Origin of the sequence: Serratia sp. JSRIV001 (genome assembly GCF_019968745.1) — a bacterium.
GTDB classification, from domain to species: domain Bacteria; phylum Pseudomonadota; class Gammaproteobacteria; order Enterobacterales; family Enterobacteriaceae; genus Chania; species Chania fonticola_B.
Window position 1 is genome coordinate 1,307,806 of the sequence record NZ_CP074147.1, and the last position, 17,253, is coordinate 1,325,058.

Consider the following 17,253-nt stretch of genomic DNA (forward strand, 5'->3'; position numbering starts at 1 on the left):
CTTCGCTGTTGATTGAATATTTAAATGAGAGTCATTATCATATGGCGCTATTGGTGATTTCTGCCTGCGGCAAAATCTGTTTAAATAGCCGGCCGCTAACCAGGAGCCAGACATGAACCTGAAGCTACGCTTGGCACAACCGCAGGATATCCCGCAGTTGGTCGCGGTTGAACGTTCCGCCGCCCAACTGTTTCGCCAGCAGCCAGAGTTACAGTTTATTGCCGAAGGCGAGGTGATGAGCCCGCAGCAGCACGTCGATTTTATTGCTCAGCAGCGGGAGTGGGTGATGGCTAGTCCAACTGAGCAGATCGCCGGTTTTATCGCGGTTCAGCCTTTTGCGCACAGCTGGCATATCGCCGAGCTTTCGGTCGCGGCCGATTGGCAGCGGCAAGGCGTGGGCAAGCGCCTAGTCGAAGAGATTGCCGGGCTGGCCTTGCACCAAGGCATCCAACGGTTAACGCTAACGACTTTCGTACAAGTGGCATGGAATGCACCTTATTACCAGCGCCTTGGCTTTCGCACCATTCCTGTTGCACGGTTGGATGCGTATCTACAGCATCTTCTGGCGCAGGAGGTAAAGCATGGGTTTGCTGCCAATAGCCGCTGTGCTATGGAATTTACACTATCGTAAAGATTGAAATACAGATTCAGGGCGGTATGATGCAGTTACAACGCCAACGCTCGATCGACCTGCGGGCAGGTTCGCAGGCAATCTAATGCATTCAGTCACCGCAAAAGGGACAACCCGTAATGACACAAGCCATTTTTATGGTAGGAGCTCGTGGAGCAGGTAAAACCACGGTCGGCAGTGCATTGGCGCAGGCGCTGGGCTATCGGTTTATCGATACCGATCTGTTTATGCAGCAAACCACGCAAATGAACGTAGCGGAAATGGTCGCACAGGTGGGTTGGCAGGGTTTTCGTCAGCGCGAGACCCAGACCCTGCAAGCGGTGACCCAACCGTCAACCATAGTTGCCACTGGCGGCGGGGCGATCCTGGCCGAAGAGAACCGGCGTTTTATGCGCCAGCATGGCACGGTGATCTACCTGCGTGCCCCAGCCAGCGTATTGGCGCAACGGCTGGCAGAGTTTCCGGAAGAGGGGCAGCGCCCAACGCTCACTGGCCGTCCCATCGCCGAAGAAATGCTGGAAGTGCTGGCGGTACGTGAGGCTCTCTATCAGGAGGCCGCGCACCATGTTATGGATGGCACCGCTAATCCCCAGCAGGTAGTCGAGCAAATCTTGGCGGTCTTGCAAGGCGAGGCGGTGAAGTAATTTACCCAGGCCACACCTTGTGCCACGATCTCACTGACCAACCCCAACCAACTCGCTATGTGCTGTAGGGGGCGCCGCATGCTGCGCCCGCTTAACTGTATGCCGCTAAGTAAAATAAAGCCCTGGCGTTATGCCAAATCGCTGACGGAAGGCGGCAATATAGGCGCTGACGTTATCATAGCCACATTCGTTGGCGACGTTAGCAACGGGCATACCGGCCGATAGCGCCTCCAACGAACGGATCACCCTGGCTTGCTGACGCCAGCGGGAAAAACTCATGCCGGTTTCCTGCATAAAGCGTCGGCTAAGGGTGCGGGGGCTTAAGCCCGCCCATGCAGCCCATTCACTTTGTTGGCGCACATTGGCGGGATCGTTCAATAAGCCATAGGCAATCTTCAGCAACCGGGCATCTTGCGGCAGCGGTAATTGCAGCGGCTCGGCCTCCTCGCTTCGCATCTCATCAAGCAGAACCTGCACCAAACGCTGTTGCGCCATCTCAAGCGGCGCGGAAAACTGTGCAATGCGTTCAACCAGCGCCGAGCTTAAGGCGTTGGCAGCGGTCAAGCGTGGCGTTGCCGCCAGTGTATTGCAGCAGCTCTCGGGTAAATAGAGGATCCAGCCGATCACTTTGCCGCAGGCCAGTGCCTGATGAGGACAGTGGGGCGGCAGCCAGCCAAGGTTACCGGCGGTCATTGCCCACTGCCGCCCCGCGGTTTCCAACATCATCATGCCGTGGCTTAACAGATAGACCTGCCCCTGTTGATGCTGATGCCAGGGTGTCAGGTGTTTTTTAGCGTGCAACAAACGTTCGCTGTGCAGTTTCATCAGATTGGCCGATTAGCGTTATTGAATAGCTTGATACGGTTATTATGCCATTGCTGATTGCCTTTATGCTCTTCGGGCGTTATCACACCGGAGAAAACAGCATGATCCACCAAACCCTTGTCCTTACGGCTTTACAGCAAATTGTAGCTAACCCTGAACACCAGCCCGAGCTGATTGCCAATCTGTTCAGCCGCCACTATCACCAGACGGTGGATGGTCATACGCTAGATTACCCGCAGTTTATCCAGCATATGGCCTTGCTTAAACAGATCACCTGCAGCATGCAGCTTCAGATCCTCGCCATCGCCGCTGATGGGGAAAATGTCTTCACCCATCATTGGGTGAATATTGAAAAACGTGATGGCAGCCAGAGCCAGATCAGGGTGTTGGCTCATTTCACCGTGCGTGATGGCCAGATCCAGTCCTGTGTTGAATTGACGCAGTTGCTGGCCGGTGAACACCAGGATCGGGATTTGGGGGCGCGCCGATAACTGGCATTTCCGTGTGGTTGTCTATACTTAACCGCAGGTCATCACATTGGAGAGCACTATGCCGAGTAAACCTCCCTACCCGAGAGCGGCGCGTATCAAGGCCGTAGACAAGGGCGAAGTGGGCAAGCAGGTTCGTTGGTATGAGCTACGGGCCGATCACCCCAAACCCGATACGCTGATCAGCGAGCATGAAACCGAGCAAGAAGCGTTAGACGCCAAGCGGCGTTACGAAGATGAAAGCCTGGGCGAATAGCCAGCGGTGTAACAACAAGTGGCCGGTATAAACCGGCTTCATTTTTTCAACTGCGTTCTACTATCCATGACCGGTTTTTCCCCGCCTTTGGGTCCATCCTCATCATTCTGTTCGAGACTTCTCGCGATTTATATCTTGCGCAATCTTTTAATAGCGGCATCCGCCGCGCTGATGATTTGGTGAATATTGGTATCTTATGCTGATATTAACGCTGTAAGACGGATATAAACCAACTCGCTCGAAAAATAACTTGGCGATCTGTGCAGTATTTTCAATATTAAAGCATCATTCGCTGTGATTTCACCGTGTAATAAAAATAAACTGCTTGACGATAAGAGGTGTGGGTTTTAGGTTTCTAAATATCGATTGGGAACTAGGTTCCATATAGTGGAACAAGGCGAGCCATGACTACCTTGGAAAATGCGGCTGCGGTATTAAAACTATTTTCTCAACGGCAGATAACGCATGGCCAAGGGGGGATTTCTTTTACTGATGTCGTCGAAAGGTTGAGGCTGCCAAAAAGCACCGTATCGCGCCTGCTACAAACGATGGAAAGCCAGGGGCTGTTAGAGCGGGATCCGCAAAGCCGTCAGTACCATATTGGCTATCTGCTGCTTGGGGTGGCCAGCCATTATCTTTCCACTCCGCTGGTGGAAAGTGCCACGGCAGCGATGATGCAGCTTAATCAGTTAACCTTCTGTACCGGCTATATATCGGTGTTGGAGGGGCGGGAGAATTGGGTGATGCGTACGCTGCCTGGCCGCCATTTCTTACAGGTGGTGACACCGGTGGGGGCCAGTTCGCCAGCGGCAGAAACCTCTGTGGGGCGCGCGATATTGGCGCGGGAAAGTGATGAGCAGGTGCGTGAGCGTTTCGCAGCTGGCTACCAGGTCGCTTCGGCAAACTCTCCCAAAACGCTGGAGGCGTTGCTGCAAAAGTTGGCAACCATTCGGCAGCAGGGCTGGTCATTGGCCCGTAATGAAACGCTGCCGGGTATCAGTTCATTGGCAACCTCGGTGAGGAATAAGCACCGTAGTGAGACTGTGGGGTTATGTCTCTCTTTCCCCTCTCAGACCGAGGAGCAGCCTTATTCTCCCCAGGTGCTTGAGGCATTAATGACGGTTTCCCGGCAACTGGCAGAAAAACTCGGTGATGACTATTGGCAACAGATCAATTAGCTCACCGTAAACCGGCTTGATTAGCGCGCCAACACCAGGGCATCTCGCTGATGAGTTAATGGTAGAGAGAGTCGTTCTACCATTAATGCGGCCAAGGCAGGCACTAAATAATTTATTTCACCGCGTAGAGTTTCGAATAATGGAACTCTATCGGCAATCTGTGTCCGAAATATTATTTTTGCCATTTAGCAGGGATATTCACAGGGTGGATTTATGAAACCAGATATAACGAGTAATCCATTGAAAGATATCGGTACGTTACTGGTGATGGTGCTGTTATCCGTCGTCGGGGCGATAATTGGCGTACAGTTGATCACCACCTTGGGCGTGACGCCTAATACTTCGATTATCGGTGCGCTGATCGCCATGTTGCTGGCGCGGATCCCGCTGCGCATGTTCCAACGCTATCGTTCGATACACACTCAGAATCTGGCCCAAACGGTAATTTCCTCAGCCACCTTCGGGGCGGCCAATAGCCTGCTGATGCCGATTGCCGTGCCTTATGTCATGGGACAACCGCAATTGATCCTGCCGATGTTTTGCGGCGTAGCGGCGGCGATGCTGCTGGATGCTTACCTGCTGTACCGGATGTTTGACACTAAAGTGTTCCCGGCGGCGAATGCCTGGCCCCCGGGAGTCGCGGCGGCGGAGGCTATCAAGGCCGGTGACCGTGGTGGTAAACAGGCCTGGTTGCTGGTTGTCGGCGTTGCTGTGGGGATTGCAGGCTCCATGTTGAAGATCCCTATGGCGGCCTTCGGTACCGCATTTATTGGCAATATCTGGGCGCTGAGCATGTTCGGTGTTGGCCTGTTGCTGCGCGCTTATGGCCAGCCGCTGACCGGTGTCGACATCAATGCGCACTATATTCCGCATGGCGTGATGGTCGGTGCCGGGCTGGTGGCCTTGATCCAGGTGGTGCAGGTGATCCGCAACAAAAATCAAAGTTCGACCTCTACCTATACCCAACCTGACAGCGAAGTACGCAAGGCCTTGGGTCTGGGGGCTGTCGGATATGTCGTGATTGCCGGGATGCTGGCTTTGGGGGGCGGGTTATACAGCGAAATGTCGCTGACCATGCTGGTGCTGTTTGTCATCTATGCCGCGTTTGCTGCCTTTGTACATGAACTTATCGTCGGCATTGCGGCGATGCATTCCGGCTGGTTTCCGGCGTTTGCGGTGGCGTTGATCACGCTGATCGTTGGGATCATGCTTGGTTTCCCTCCTCTGGCGCTGTGCATTCTCACTGGGTTTACCGCAGCGACCGGGCCAGCGTTTGCCGATATGGGCTTTGATCTTAAAGCCGGTTTTATCTTGCGGGGTTACGGTAAGGATTTACAGCAGGAACTGCTGGGGCGGCGTATTCAGCTGATTGCCGCCATGATTGCTTTTGTGATCGCCATTCCCGTGGTTTATCTCTCTTACACCAGCTATTTCCTGCAGGAGTTGATCCCACCGGTGGCCCGGGTATATGCCAAAACCATCGAGGCAGGAGCCCAGCCCGGTATTGCGTCCAGCCTGCTGATTTGGGCCATACCAGGCGCGATAGTGCAGTTTATTGGGGGGCCTAAACGCCAGCTCGGCGTGCTGCTTGCGACAGGTTTGCTGATTAATAATGCCTTGGCAGGATGGGCGGTGCTTGCCGGTATCGCGCTGCGCATTCTGATCATCAAACGCTGGGGGGATAAAGGCCGCGCGCCGATGGAGATCATGGCTGCCGGGTTTATTGCCGGTGATGCGCTATACAACTTCTTCAACTCGATCTTTTCCAGCAAGGGAAAATAACGCCGTGCCTGCAATTGCGGGAGGCATAAACCTATCAGGCAACATTTGCGAGGGATTAACATGAGTTTGCAACAAACGCTGCAGGTCTTTGAGCTGATTGATAATGCCTATGTCAAAGGGCAGGACGTGGTCGATCTGTTTGCCCACTACCCGTCGGTCAAGGCCAGCACTCATCGTGTCAGCGGTGAGAAGGGCACCACGGACTTTGTCCGCATCGAGATCCCTGGCATTGCAGGCAAGCAATCCGGTGGTGATGCGCCAACGTTGGGAATTATTGGCCGGTTGGGCGGCATTGGAGCTCGCCCCACGCGTATAGGATTGGTGTCAGACGGTGATGGGGCGATTGCGGCGATCGCCAGTGCGCTAAAGCTGGCAGAAATGCAGCGCAAAGGTGACGTTCTGCCTGGTGACGTGGTGATCACTACGCATATTTGCCCGAACGCACCCACTCGCCCACACGATCCGGTCGATTTTATGGATTCGCCCATCGATGACGTCACGATGAATGATAACGAAGTGGTGCCGCAAGCCGATGCCATTTTGTCGATCGATACCACCAAGGGCAATCGTATTATCAACCACAAGGGCTATGCACTATCACCGACGGTGAAACAGGGCTACATCCTGCGGGTGTCGGAAGACCTTTTGCGTATCATGGAAATGACCAGTGGCCGCCCGGCAGTGACCTTCCCGATCACCATGCAGGACATTACGCCCTATGGTAATGACGTTCATCACCTCAACAGTATCCTGCAACCCTCAACTGCTACGGCAGCGCCAGTAGTAGGTGTGGCAATCTGTACTGAATCGGTAGTGCCGGGTTGTGGCACCGGTGCCAGCCATGAGGTGGATATCGCGCTGGCGGTGAAGTTTGCCGTGGAAGTGGCCAAAGAGTTTGGGCGTGGTACCTGCAGTTTCTACGATCCTGCTGAATATGACCGTCTGCTGGCGCTTTATGGCAGCCTGAGCCATTTTCAACAGCGGAAATAACCGTGATCTCCGCCAGATGGAATGAGCAATAGAACGCCGAACGTTGGCCGCCGAACCCATTGTTTGATCCCGCTCATGTTTTGCCATGCGTAACGATCGCATTTCGCATCAAAAACCAGTGACAGACCCGGTTTCATCCCCCAATATGGAGATCCCTCAAAGATGATTACGCAGGTGCCAGTCTATGCTGAAAGTGAACGAGTATTTTGCCGGGAAAGTGAAGTCTATCGGTTACGATAGTAGCAGCATCGGTCGTACCAGCGTCGGGGTGATGGAAGAGGGTGAATACACCTTCGGTACCGCACAGCCGGAAGAGATGACGGTGATCACCGGGGCATTGAAAGTGCTGTTACCGGGCGCACCGGATTGGCAGGTGTTTACGCCAGGCGAGAAGTTCTTTGTGCCTGCGCAGAGTGAATTCAACGTTCAGGTTGCCGATGCGACGGCCTACCTGTGTCGTTATCTGAGTAAGTAATCAGTGTTGTTTGGCCGGGGATGAAGATTTTCCCCGGCATTCCCCAGAGGGCGCAACGTTGCGCCCCTTTTGTTTATTAGCGCTGTGCTTCGCCACCCAAGGCTTCGATGGTATTGCTGATCAAGGCCGCCAGTTCGCTGGTCATCAGAATGAAGTCGGCGTCGAAACGCTGGGCAAAATCTTCACGATCGATATCATCGTTCTGATCGCGCAGGGTATCGGCAAACTTCAGGCGCTTGAGTGAGCCGTCGTCGGCCAGCACCAGTTGAATGCGTTCCTGCCAATCTACCGCCAACTTGGTCACTAGCTTGCCCGCTTCGATATGCACGGCAATCTCGTCGCTGATCAGGTTCTGTTTCTTACAGCGGATCACCCCGCCTTCTTCCAGAATGGCTTTCAGTTCGGCCTCATCCTGAATGATAAAGCCTGCTGGCAGTTCGCCGGAGCGGACCCATTCGGTCAGCGTCAGCTCGATCGGGCTTTCCATGGTCAAAGGTACTACCGGCAGAGAACCCAGGCTCTTACGCAGCAGCGCCAGCATATCTTCGGCGCGCTTGGCGCTGGCGGCATCGACCATAATCAGATCGTTAACGGTATCGATCCACATATAGGTCTGGTTGAAGCGGCTGAAGGCGCGTGGCAGCAGGCTATGCAGCACTTCATCTTTCAGGGAGTCTTTCTCGGTTTTTTTCAGTTTGCGATGCTGTTCGCCTTCCAGCTTTTCGATCTTGGCCTGCAGCTCTTGTTTCAGTACCGGAGAGGGCAGGATCTTCTCTTCTTTACGGGCGCAAATCATGATCTGGCCGTTAACCGCGTGCGTCAGTGCGTCGCTGTGAGAGCCCATCGGGGAAACCCAGCCGGTTTTCGCCATGTCCTGGCTGCCACACGGGGTGAAGGCAAAGGCGCTGAGCTGTTTTTCCATTTCATCCGCAGTTAGCGCAACGTCGCGGCTCAAACGGTAAACCATCAAATTCTTAAACCACAGCATAATGTTATCCCAGGCTGGGCGTGCATTTGGCACGCAGATTCATCAAAAGCAGGGCGGCATAATAACGAATTGACGCTGAAAAATCGCCTCATTCCCGTTGATTTGCGTCCGCTGCCGCGTTTCATACAGCCAGATAGGGGAATTGCCATTGGTGTCACATTCGGTGAGCGTGGCGTGAGCCGGGCTATGCGCTACACTGGGCGGCAAGTTTGTTGTCGTGCTGAATTGGGGAGAGAAATTGTGCGTATTGGTATCGATCTGGGTGGCACCAAAATTGAAGTGATTGCGTTGGCTAACGATGGGGCAGAACTGTTCCGTCATCGCATTGCCACCCCTCGTCATGATTATCAGCTGACGTTGGAGGCTATCTGCGGGCTGGTGACACTGGCGGAGGAAAAAACAGGCCAGCAAGGCTCGGTGGGCGTGGGGATCCCAGGCACGTTGTCGCCCTTTACCGGCCTGGTAAAAAACGCCAACTCTACCTGGCTGAATGGCCAGCCGATGGATAAAGATCTTTCTGCCATGCTGCAGCGCGAAGTGCGGCTAGCCAACGATGCCAACTGTCTGGCGGTATCGGAAGCCACGGATGGGGCCGCTGCCGGAAAAAAAACCGTGTTTGCGGTGATCATTGGCACCGGCTGTGGGGCTGGAGTTGCGATAAACGGCCAGGTGCATGCCGGGGGCAACGGCATTTCCGGCGAGTGGGGACACAACCCGTTGCCGTGGCTGGATGAGGATGAACTGCGTTTTCGCTCCGAGGTGCCCTGTTACTGTGGCAAGCAAGGCTGTATTGAAACCTTTATCTCCGGGACCGGTTTCGCCACCGACTATGCGCGGCTGAGTGGTCAGGCGCGAAAAGGTCACGAAATTATGGCGCTGGCTGCACAACAGGATGCGGTGGCAGAGTTGGCTATTCAGCGTTACGAAATGCGGCTGGCAAAGTCTCTGGCGCACGTTATCAATCTCTTTGATCCCGATATGATTGTCCTGGGAGGCGGGATGAGCAACGTGGAACGGCTGTATCAAACGGTGCCGTCACTGGTAAAACCTTGGGTATTTGGCGGCGAGTGCGAAACGCCAATCCGTAAGGCAATTCACGGTGATTCGAGCGGTGTGCGCGGTGCCGCCTGGCTCTGGCCTCAGGTGTAACATACCTTCGTAGGGGCACTGCATGCAGTGCCCGTTGTGATCCCCAGCTTCACTCCTTCGGCGTGTAATTCTTTTCGCTTTCGCTGCGTACCCGCTCGATATGGATGGTCAGAAACAGCATCTCTTCGCTGGTCAGCTGATGCTGGTAACTCTTCTCGATGTGCTGGTTGATCTTGCCGGCACAGGCGAATGACTCGCGGTATTTCTCCTTCACCACCTGATACAGCGAATCGTCCTCGCTGTTGACGTAATTCTTGCCTAACAGGCGCTGGGCAAAGAATTTCAGGTGGGTGACAAAGCGATGGTAGCTGAGCGACTCCTCGTTGTAGTCAAAACGGAAATGGTATTTGACGATATTGAGGATCTCCTGCATCACGCGGGTGATATGCAGGGTGTTGTGCATTTCGTCATTGAGCTGCGCGTTGACCAGGTGCAAGGCAATAAATCCGGCCTCGTCTTCCGGCAGCGTGGTTTCCAGACGCTGGGCGATGATGGTCAGCGCCTCAAGCCCGATGGCAAACTCGTTTGGATAGAGTTTTTTGATCTCCCACAGCAGCGCGTTCTTGATATCCAACCCTTGCGCGTGGCGTTGCAGCGCAAAATGGATATGGTCGGTCAACGTGATGTAGACAATGTTATGCAGTTTCCCCGGCAGCCGCTCGCGGGCGAGGGTGATGATTTTGTCGGCAGTGGTGACACACGCCAGCGGGATCTCCGCCAGCAGTTCTTTGTAGCGTTCGCTCATTTCGCCACTGTTGAGGGTGAACACCTTTTCGATCAGGCTTTCATCCACACTTTCCCCGGCTTTCTTTTGAAAGCCAATGCCACGCCCCATAACCACCGTTTCTTCCTGATGGTCATTCAGCGTAATCACTACGTTATTATTGAGTATTTTAGCGATTTTCATGGCTATTCCCGGCCCGCTGAAAACGAAAAAACCCGACGCCCAGGAGCGATCCCGGAGGTCAGGTTTTGCCTGTATGCACAGTGACAATCCTGTAATCATTATCATGATAACCGTTGTCGGCGCGGGCTCAATGCTTTTCAGCCTGTACTGTCGCCACGATCACACTTCTGGCCGTAGTTACCTCTTGACGTAAACCTCAGTAGCAGTCATTCGATGCGAAACTGCGCGTCCAGTCGGCTGACCCCCAGGCCATTGACCTTTTTCACCTTAATCTGCACCGGGATGCGCTCCTTCATTGCCTCAACGTGGCTGATCACGCCGATGGTTTTGCCAGTCGCGTTAAGGCTGTCCAAGGCGTCTAGCGCGGTATCCAGCGTCTCGGCATCCAGCGTGCCGAAGCCCTCATCCAGGAACAGCGAATCGATGCTGGTCTTGTGGCTGACCAGATCGGACAAGGCCAGCGCTAGCGCCAGACTCACCAGGAAGCTTTCACCACCGGAAAGGGTTCGGGTATCGCGCAGAGCATCTGCCTGCCAGGTATCTACTACCTGTAGCTCCAGCGCATCACTGGTTTTGCGCTGCAACAGATAGCGCCCGTGCAGGCGGCCAAGCTGGTTGTTGGCCAGGTACACCAGATGATCCAGGGTCAGGCCCTGAGCGAACTTGCGGAACTTGTCGCCCTCTTTGGAACCGATAAGCTGGTTGAGCAGGCTCCAGTCGTCGTACTGCTGCTGGCTTTGGGCGATCTGTTCGAACAGGGACTGTTGATTCAGGCGGCGCTCGGCATCGCTGCTCAGTTGGTTACGTACCTCGCCCTGGCGCAGCTGTAATGTTTTCAGCCGCTCTGCCAGTTCGCTGAGCGCGGTGGTGAGTTGCTCAATATTGACCTGGTTTTCATCCAGATCCGCAGGGCGTTCCAGACGGTGCTGTTCCAGAGCTTGTACGGCCTGCGCCAACAGCGTTGTGGCCCGCACCTGACGCTCCTGCAACTGCTCTTTGTGCTGCTGTAAGCGCTGGCGTACGTCGTCATCCAGCAGCGCGGCGTTGAATGCGGCCTCATCATCGAAGGTGCTGCTGGCCAAGGCCTGCTGCCATTGCTGTTCGGCCTGTTGCCCCCGTTCGGCTTGCTGTTGTTGCTGTTGCTGCAAACCGACCCACTGGCCAGCCAGGCGATCGCGCTGCTCCTGCGCTTTGTGCAATTGCTCCGTGGCCTGCTGCAGGGCGTGCTCTGCGGCGATTTGTGCCGTGCGTAGCTGCTCACGGGCTTCAACCACCGTTCGCTCACCAAACAGCGCGATGCGTTCGTTACGCTGTGCCAGCAGCTGAGTTTCATTCGTCAGGCACTGCTGTTGCCACTGCGCCAATTGGCGTTGAGTTTCCTGCTGGTTTTTCTGCAGCAGTTCAAAGCGCTCATTCAACCGTGCCGCTTCCTGTTGCGAACTCTGCTGTTCGGTTTGCAGGGCATTCAGGGCATCCTTCGCCAGTTGCACGGCCTTGGCGAGCCGTTCGTGTTGCAACAGCAGTTGCTGACCGGCCTGTTCCTCACTATCGCAAGCCTCCAGCCAAGCGGTTAACCGGGCGCTGTCTTGCAGCGTAAAGTCGAAGGCCAAGGGCGCGCTGAGGGTTTGCCAGTTTTGCAGATAGCTTTCCTGCTGCTCGAGTTCCTGGTTCAACTGTGTTTGCAAGCGTTGCTGCTGCTCTTTCAGGCTTTCACTGCGTGCACGCAGCTCTGTTCCTTTAGTGTGCAGCTCTTCGGTTTGGGCGCGCAATTGAGCGACGCGCTGCTCCGTTTCTGACGGTTTGACAGCCTGATATTGCTCGATCGCCGGATGGTGCGTGGAGCCGCACAGCGGGCAGGGGGCATCGGTTTGCAGACGCGCCCGTTCGGCTTCCAGACTGACGATGCGTTTTTCCAGTTCGAGTGTCTTCTCAACGTCTGTCAGGTGCGCTTTTTGCTGTTTATACTGCTGGCGCACCGCATCGAGCTGGGTTTCTACTTCGGTCAGCTGTTTTTGGCGCGAAGTGAATTCGAGCCGCTGTTGCTCAAGGCGCTGCTGGCTCTGCTGGAACAGTAAGGTCAGTTTCGACAACTGTTGGCGAACCGGGCGCAAGCCACTCAGTTCGGCCTGGCGGTGACGCAGTTTCTCCAGAGGGGATTGCGCCTCTAACGTGGCTTGCTGCTGGAGTTGGCTATCCAGCGCTGCCGTGAGTTCAAGCTGTCTGGTCTGATATTGACCCGCCAGGGTAGCCAGTTGGCCGCGTCTTTCGGTGAGTTGTTCCAGCGTGCGCCGCAGCTCATCGCTCTGCCGCTGGCTCTCTGCATGCTGTTTATGCGCTTCTGCCAGTTGGTTTTGTAACTGAGCAATCTGATGATCGAGCGGCAACACCTTGTCATCCATCAGCGTCTGCTGCTGTTGCTGATGTTCCGCCTGGGCCTGTCTGGCCTTTTGCGCCTGCTCCAACTGCTGTTGTAACGGGGTCAGTTCGGCCAATTGACGCTCTTGCTGCTGAGCCAACTGTTCGATCTGTTGCTGTAACGCCAAACGATCCTGCTGACAACGATTACGCTCATTGAGCAACGGGCGCAGTTTCTCGGCGGGCTCACTGCGAGCTAATTGCTGCAACTGCGGTTCGGCCAGTTGATACTCCTGCTGCACGCCAGACAGCTGTTGCTGATAATCCTGAGTCTGTTGCTGGATGGCGTGCCAGCGTTGCAGCCAGCTCAACTGATGTTGTTGCCGCTGTGATTGTTGGCTGAGAAGTTGCTCTTCAGCGCCGAGCTCGTTGAGCTGGTTTTCCAACGCCTGGCGCTGCTCATCATTAAGCAGTTCAATCCCACTGGCACGGTGGTGCAAAGCGTCCAGATCGTTTTTCGCCTGTTTGTGCTGTTCGAATACCTGTGCCGATAGCCGTCCATAAATTTCGGTGCCGGTCAGTTCTTCCAACAGTTCGGCACGTTCGTTGGCCTTGGCGTTCAGGAAGGCGGCGAACTGGCCCTGTGACAGCATCATCGATTTGGTGAAGCGGCCAAAATCCAGCCCGGTGATCGCGGCAATCAGCTCTTTTTTATCGGAAATTTTATCCGCCAGGATTTTGCCGTCTGCCCGCAGTGCCAGCTCCACCTTGGGTGCCTGCAGGTTGCCGTCCGGATCGTTTTTCGCCCGGCGTTGGCTCCAGAAGGCGCGATAGCCGACGCCTTTGACCTCAAACTCCACTTCGGCCAGCGATTCGGCGGTGTGGCGGGTCATCAATTCGTTCTGGCTGGCGCTAACTTCCAGGCGTGGTGTCTGGTGATAGAGGGCCAGGCAGATGGCGTCCAGCAGGGTGGTTTTACCCGCTCCGGTGGGGCCGGTAATGGCAAACAGGCCGTTGCTGGCGAAGGGTTCCGCCGTGAAGTCGATTTTCCACTCGCCCTGTAGCGAGTTCAGGTTTTTCAGCCTTAGGCTCAGGATCTTCATGCTGATGGCTCCTCATGGTGATGCAAGGTTTCTACCACCTGCTGGAACATCTGCCGCATCTGTTGTTGGCGCGGTTCGGCCATCTCGGCTTCCAACGCCAACCGGCGCTCGAAGACTTCGCCCACGCTTAATTCATTCAAGGTTTCTTTATCCTGCTGGGCAAGGGTCTGGCTACGTTGCTCTTTACTGCGCCGCAGCAGCACCACTTCAACCGGTAAATCTTCCGCCAACTGTTGGATGCGGCGCTGAATATCGCTGAGGTAATCCTGGGTGGCCACTTCGATATCCAACCAAACCGGGAGTTCGCCCTGATAATCGGCAAACTGCTGTAATTGCGCCTCGATTTGCTGCAAATCACCTTTGATCAGCTGCATGGGCTGGAAGGTAGGGATCTCCAGTGGCGTGATCTGTTGCAATGCTCCGTCGGCAAAATCGACCATAAACACGCTTTTGGCTTTGCCTAACTCGTCAAAGCTCAGTGGGATTGGCGAGCCGCTGTAGCGGATATGCTCCGATTTGGCGACGTTCTGCGCACGATGGATATGCCCCAACGCAATGTAATCGGCAGGAGGGAACGCTTGAGCCGGGAAAGCGTCCAGCGTGCCGATATAGATATCCCGCACCGAATCCGAGGTGGTGACGCCCACGGTGGTTAAATGGCCAGTGGCGACGATCGGCAGTGGCAAACCCAACGCATCGCGGCGCGCACAAGCTGCCTGATACAGGTTTTGGTAATGTTCGGCGATGGCTTCTTGCAGGGCCTGCTGCTTTTGGTTGCCAGACTCACCGGCGCGGCTGGTGAGCAGATCTCGTGGGCGCAGGAACGGAATGGCGCAGAGCACCGCACCAGGTTGGCCATCAAGCTGGTTGAGCACCACAATTTGCTGCTCAAGCTCGCTTTGCGCGTTGGCAATCACGGTGGTGTTCAGGCAGGAAAGCAGCTCACGCGATTCATTCAGCGTGGCTACGGAGTCGTGGTTGCCGCCCAGCACCACCAGCTGGCAGCCGGTGCGTTGCAGCTCCACCACAAAGCGGTTGTACAGCTCGCGTGCGTAGCTTGGCGGAGAGCCGGTATCGAACAAATCGCCTGCGACGATCAGCGCGTCCACCCGCTGCTGTTCCACCTGTTCGATCAGCCAACCTAAAAAGGCCTGATGCTCGGCGGCGCGGCTTTTGGTGAAAAAGTACTGGCCCAAATGCCAGTCGGAGGTATGGATCAGGCGCATAAAACTCCCAGGGCGACAACATAATGGCGACGATTATAAAGGGGGGGATCTCTCCTGTCGTGGCTCAATCAAGTAGAGAGCCGAATGATTTTTGTTTGCCGTCAGAAATAATCGCTATGCTTACTGCGTTCGAACGGGCTATTTTTTCATAAAAGTGTCACAAAACTGACGCATAATGGCGACCGCAATCAACTGAGATCGCTAACACATTGGCAGGATTGACGATGGCAAGACGCATACTGGTGGTGGAAGACGAAGCGCCGATCCGTGAGATGGTGTGCTTTGTGTTGGAACAGAATGGTTACCAACCGTTGGAAGCCGAGGATTATGACAGTGCCGTCACGCGCCTGTCTGAGCCGTTCCCTGATTTGGTGTTACTGGACTGGATGTTACCGGGAGGTTCCGGCATTCAGTTTATCAAGCATATGAAGCGTGAGGCGATGACCCGGGATATCCCGGTAATGATGCTGACCGCGCGCGGTGAAGAAGAAGATCGGGTACGTGGCCTGGAAGTTGGGGCGGATGATTACATCACCAAACCTTTCTCCCCCAAGGAGCTGGTGGCACGTATCAAGGCGGTAATGCGCCGTATTTCACCAATGGCAGTAGAAGAAGTGATTGAAATGCAGGGGCTAAGCTTGGATCCTTCCTCACACCGGGTGATGGCCAATGAGCAGGCGCTGGAGATGGGGCCGACCGAGTTCAAGCTGCTGCACTTCTTTATGACTCATCCGGAGCGTGTTTATAGCCGCGAACAGTTGCTTAATCACGTCTGGGGCACTAACGTTTATGTGGAAGACCGCACCGTTGATGTGCATATCCGCCGGCTGCGTAAGGCGCTGGAGAGCAGTGGTCATGACAAGATGGTTCAAACCGTTCGCGGCACCGGTTATCGGTTCTCAACGCGCTACTGATCGCACTGCGCTGGAGAGGTTACCGTGCTAGAACGTTTATCGTGGAAGAGGCTGTCGCTGGAGCTGGCCCTTTTTTGCCTGCCCGCCTTATTGCTGGGGCTGATTTTCGGTTATCTGCCCTGGCTGCTGTTGGTTTCGGTGCTGGCTGCGCTGGCCTGGAACTTCTATAACCAACTCAAACTCTCCCATTGGCTGTGGGTGGACCGCAGCATGACGCCGCCGCCTGGCCGCTGGAGCTGGGAGCCGCTGTTCTATGGTCTGTACCAGATGCAGCAGCGTAACCGTCGCCGCCGCCGTGAGCTGGCGCTGTTGATCAAACGCTTCCGTAGTGGGGCCGAATCCTTACCGGATGCGGTGGTGATGACCACCGTTGAGGGCAATATCTTCTGGTGTAACGGCCTGGCACAGCATCTGCTGGGCTTTCGCTGGCCGGAAGATAACGGCCAACACATTCTCAACCTGCTGCGCTATCCGGAATTCAGTCATTATCTGCAAGAGCAAGAATTTACCCGGCCGCTGACGCTACAGCTGAATAACGAGCACTTTGTCGAATTCCGTATCATGCCGTACTCCGAAGGCCAATTGCTAATGGTGGCCCGTGATGTGACCCAGATGCGTCAACTGGAGGGGGCCAGACGCAACTTCTTTGCCAACGTCAGTCATGAGCTGCGTACGCCGCTAACGGTGCTGCAAGGCTATCTGGAGATGATGAGCGATGAAGAGCTGGATGGTTCGCTGCGTGGCAAAGCCTTGGGCACCATGCAAGAGCAGACCAAACGCATGGATGGGTTAGTAAAGCAGTTGCTCACGCTTTCCAGGATAGAGGCCGCGCCAAACGTGGATATGAACGAGAAGGTTGATATTCCGTTAATGCTGCGGGTATTGCAGCGTGAGGCGCAGTCGCTCAGCAGTGGTAATCACCAGATCAATTTCCGGGTGAATGAAAATCTGCAGGTGTTCGGTAATGAGGATCAGCTGCGCAGCGCGGTTTCCAATCTGGTGTACAACGCTGTCAACCATACTCCGGCGGGTACCAACATCGAAGTGAGCTGGCAGCAGACGCCGCACGGGGCTCAGTTCCAGGTCAGCGATAACGGGCCGGGCATCGGTGCCGAGCATATCCCGCGCCTGACCGAGCGTTTCTATCGCGTGGATAAAGCACGTTCGCGCCAGACCGGCGGCAGTGGGCTCGGGTTGGCGATCGTGAAGCATGCGCTCAGCCATCATGATTCACGCCTGGAGATCCTCAGCGAGCCAGGCATCGGCACCCGTTTTATCTTTACCTTGCCTAACCGGTTGATTGTTCCCGCGGCTTTAGCAGAGAATGCGGTGAAAAATTAAC

At 55.2% G+C, this 17,253-nt stretch carries 16 protein-coding genes; 11 read left to right on the forward strand and 5 right to left on the reverse strand.

All coding sequences use genetic code 11. From position 1 onward, the window contains the following. The first annotated feature begins 112 nt into the window (after nt 1-112). Together KGP17_RS05890 and aroL are read left to right on the forward strand one after the other, a co-directional pair. Nucleotides 113-631, forward strand: a complete 519-nt coding sequence (locus KGP17_RS05890) for a GNAT family N-acetyltransferase (RefSeq protein WP_021805525.1) — start codon at nt 113-115, stop codon at nt 629-631. A gap of 119 nt (nt 632-750) precedes the next feature. Further along, nucleotides 751-1,275 (forward strand): shikimate kinase AroL, encoded by a 525-nt coding sequence (aroL, locus tag KGP17_RS05895; protein ID WP_021805524.1) that lies wholly within the window; start codon nt 751-753, stop codon nt 1,273-1,275. Nucleotides 1,276-1,380: 105 nt separating this feature from the next. Here aroL and KGP17_RS05900 read toward each other — a convergent pair whose 3' ends face one another. Beyond that, nucleotides 1,381-2,103 carry an AraC family transcriptional regulator gene (locus tag KGP17_RS05900; RefSeq protein ID WP_179250792.1) on the reverse strand — a complete coding sequence of 241 codons (723 nt, stop codon included), beginning with the start codon at nt 2,101-2,103 and terminating at the stop codon, nt 1,381-1,383. Nucleotides 2,104-2,201: 98 nt separating this feature from the next. On the opposite strand from KGP17_RS05900, the gene KGP17_RS05905 reads away from it, so the two are divergent. The 6 genes from KGP17_RS05905 (at nt 2,202) to ppnP (ending at nt 7,269) form a co-directional block, all read left to right on the forward strand. Then, nucleotides 2,202-2,591: a nuclear transport factor 2 family protein gene (locus KGP17_RS05905; protein WP_166734280.1), complete on the forward strand. Its 390-nt coding sequence runs from the start codon at nt 2,202-2,204 to the stop codon at nt 2,589-2,591. Between the two features lie 58 nt (nt 2,592-2,649). After that, nucleotides 2,650-2,844: a YaiA family protein gene (locus KGP17_RS05910; protein ID WP_071683040.1), complete on the forward strand. Its 195-nt coding sequence runs from the start codon at nt 2,650-2,652 to the stop codon at nt 2,842-2,844. A gap of 404 nt (nt 2,845-3,248) precedes the next feature. Beyond that, nucleotides 3,249-4,022, forward strand: coding sequence for an IclR family transcriptional regulator (locus KGP17_RS05915; RefSeq protein ID WP_071683039.1), 774 nt, complete (start codon nt 3,249-3,251; stop codon nt 4,020-4,022). Nucleotides 4,023-4,235: 213 nt separating this feature from the next. Then, complete coding sequence (locus KGP17_RS05920; protein WP_179248293.1) at nt 4,236-5,804, forward strand: OPT/YSL family transporter; 1,569 nt, start codon at nt 4,236-4,238, stop codon at nt 5,802-5,804. 60 nt (nt 5,805-5,864) lie between these two features. Beyond that, nucleotides 5,865-6,794: a DUF1177 domain-containing protein gene (locus tag KGP17_RS05925; RefSeq protein WP_223499031.1), complete on the forward strand. Its 930-nt coding sequence runs from the start codon at nt 5,865-5,867 to the stop codon at nt 6,792-6,794. A gap of 184 nt (nt 6,795-6,978) precedes the next feature. Further along, nucleotides 6,979-7,269, forward strand: coding sequence for a pyrimidine/purine nucleoside phosphorylase (ppnP, locus tag KGP17_RS05930; RefSeq protein ID WP_021180225.1), 291 nt, complete (start codon nt 6,979-6,981; stop codon nt 7,267-7,269). Nucleotides 7,270-7,345: 76 nt separating this feature from the next. Here the strand turns inward: ppnP and rdgC are convergent, their stop codons facing one another. Then, complete coding sequence (rdgC, locus tag KGP17_RS05935; protein WP_021805520.1) at nt 7,346-8,257, reverse strand: recombination-associated protein RdgC; 912 nt, start codon at nt 8,255-8,257, stop codon at nt 7,346-7,348. A 240-nt stretch (nt 8,258-8,497) separates the two neighbouring features. Between rdgC and mak the strand changes: the two genes are divergently transcribed. Further along, nucleotides 8,498-9,406, forward strand: coding sequence for a fructokinase (gene mak / locus KGP17_RS05940; protein ID WP_223499032.1), 909 nt, complete (start codon nt 8,498-8,500; stop codon nt 9,404-9,406). Between the two features lie 49 nt (nt 9,407-9,455). On the opposite strand, the gene licT is transcribed toward mak, so the two are convergent. The 3 genes from licT to sbcD form a co-directional block, all read right to left on the reverse strand. Further along, nucleotides 9,456-10,313: a BglG family transcription antiterminator LicT gene (gene licT, locus KGP17_RS05945; RefSeq protein ID WP_021805518.1), complete on the reverse strand. Its 858-nt coding sequence runs from the start codon at nt 10,311-10,313 to the stop codon at nt 9,456-9,458. A gap of 206 nt (nt 10,314-10,519) precedes the next feature. After that, nucleotides 10,520-13,771 carry an exonuclease subunit SbcC gene (gene sbcC / locus KGP17_RS05950; RefSeq protein ID WP_223499033.1) on the reverse strand — a complete coding sequence of 1,084 codons (3,252 nt, stop codon included), beginning with the start codon at nt 13,769-13,771 and terminating at the stop codon, nt 10,520-10,522. Next, nucleotides 13,768-14,997, reverse strand: a complete 1,230-nt coding sequence (gene sbcD, locus KGP17_RS05955; RefSeq protein ID WP_021805516.1) for an exonuclease subunit SbcD — start codon at nt 14,995-14,997, stop codon at nt 13,768-13,770. Before sbcD ends, sbcC begins: the two co-directional genes overlap by 4 nt. A 224-nt stretch (nt 14,998-15,221) precedes the next feature. Here sbcD and phoB point away from each other — a divergent pair, with 224 nt between their 5' ends. Beyond that, nucleotides 15,222-15,911, forward strand: a complete 690-nt coding sequence (phoB, locus tag KGP17_RS05960; RefSeq protein WP_179248288.1) for a phosphate response regulator transcription factor PhoB — start codon at nt 15,222-15,224, stop codon at nt 15,909-15,911. 24 nt (nt 15,912-15,935) lie between these two features. After that, nucleotides 15,936-17,252 (forward strand): phosphate regulon sensor histidine kinase PhoR, encoded by a 1,317-nt coding sequence (gene phoR, locus KGP17_RS05965; protein WP_223499034.1) that lies wholly within the window; start codon nt 15,936-15,938, stop codon nt 17,250-17,252. The last annotated feature ends 1 nt before the right edge of the window (nt 17,253 follow it).

Excerpts from the sequence above, each read along its gene's own strand:
- KGP17_RS05890 (WP_021805525.1), top strand. The coding sequence starts at position 113 with ATGAACCTGAAGCTACGCTTGGCACAACCGCAGGATATCCCGCAGTTG.
- aroL (WP_021805524.1), top strand. The coding sequence starts at position 751 with ATGACACAAGCCATTTTTATGGTAGGAGCTCGTGGAGCAGGTAAAACC.
- KGP17_RS05905 (WP_166734280.1), top strand. The coding sequence starts at position 2,202 with ATGATCCACCAAACCCTTGTCCTTACGGCTTTACAGCAAATTGTAGCT.
- KGP17_RS05910 (WP_071683040.1), top strand. The coding sequence starts at position 2,650 with ATGCCGAGTAAACCTCCCTACCCGAGAGCGGCGCGTATCAAGGCCGTA.
- KGP17_RS05915 (WP_071683039.1), top strand. The coding sequence starts at position 3,249 with ATGACTACCTTGGAAAATGCGGCTGCGGTATTAAAACTATTTTCTCAA.
- KGP17_RS05920 (WP_179248293.1), top strand. The coding sequence starts at position 4,236 with ATGAAACCAGATATAACGAGTAATCCATTGAAAGATATCGGTACGTTA.
- KGP17_RS05925 (WP_223499031.1), top strand. The coding sequence starts at position 5,865 with ATGAGTTTGCAACAAACGCTGCAGGTCTTTGAGCTGATTGATAATGCC.
- ppnP (WP_021180225.1), top strand. The coding sequence starts at position 6,979 with ATGCTGAAAGTGAACGAGTATTTTGCCGGGAAAGTGAAGTCTATCGGT.
- rdgC (WP_021805520.1), bottom strand. The coding sequence starts at position 8,257 with ATGCTGTGGTTTAAGAATTTGATGGTTTACCGTTTGAGCCGCGACGTT.
- licT (WP_021805518.1), bottom strand. The coding sequence starts at position 10,313 with ATGAAAATCGCTAAAATACTCAATAATAACGTAGTGATTACGCTGAAT.
- sbcC (WP_223499033.1), bottom strand. The coding sequence starts at position 13,771 with ATGAAGATCCTGAGCCTAAGGCTGAAAAACCTGAACTCGCTACAGGGC.
- sbcD (WP_021805516.1), bottom strand. The coding sequence starts at position 14,997 with ATGCGCCTGATCCATACCTCCGACTGGCATTTGGGCCAGTACTTTTTC.
- phoB (WP_179248288.1), top strand. The coding sequence starts at position 15,222 with ATGGCAAGACGCATACTGGTGGTGGAAGACGAAGCGCCGATCCGTGAG.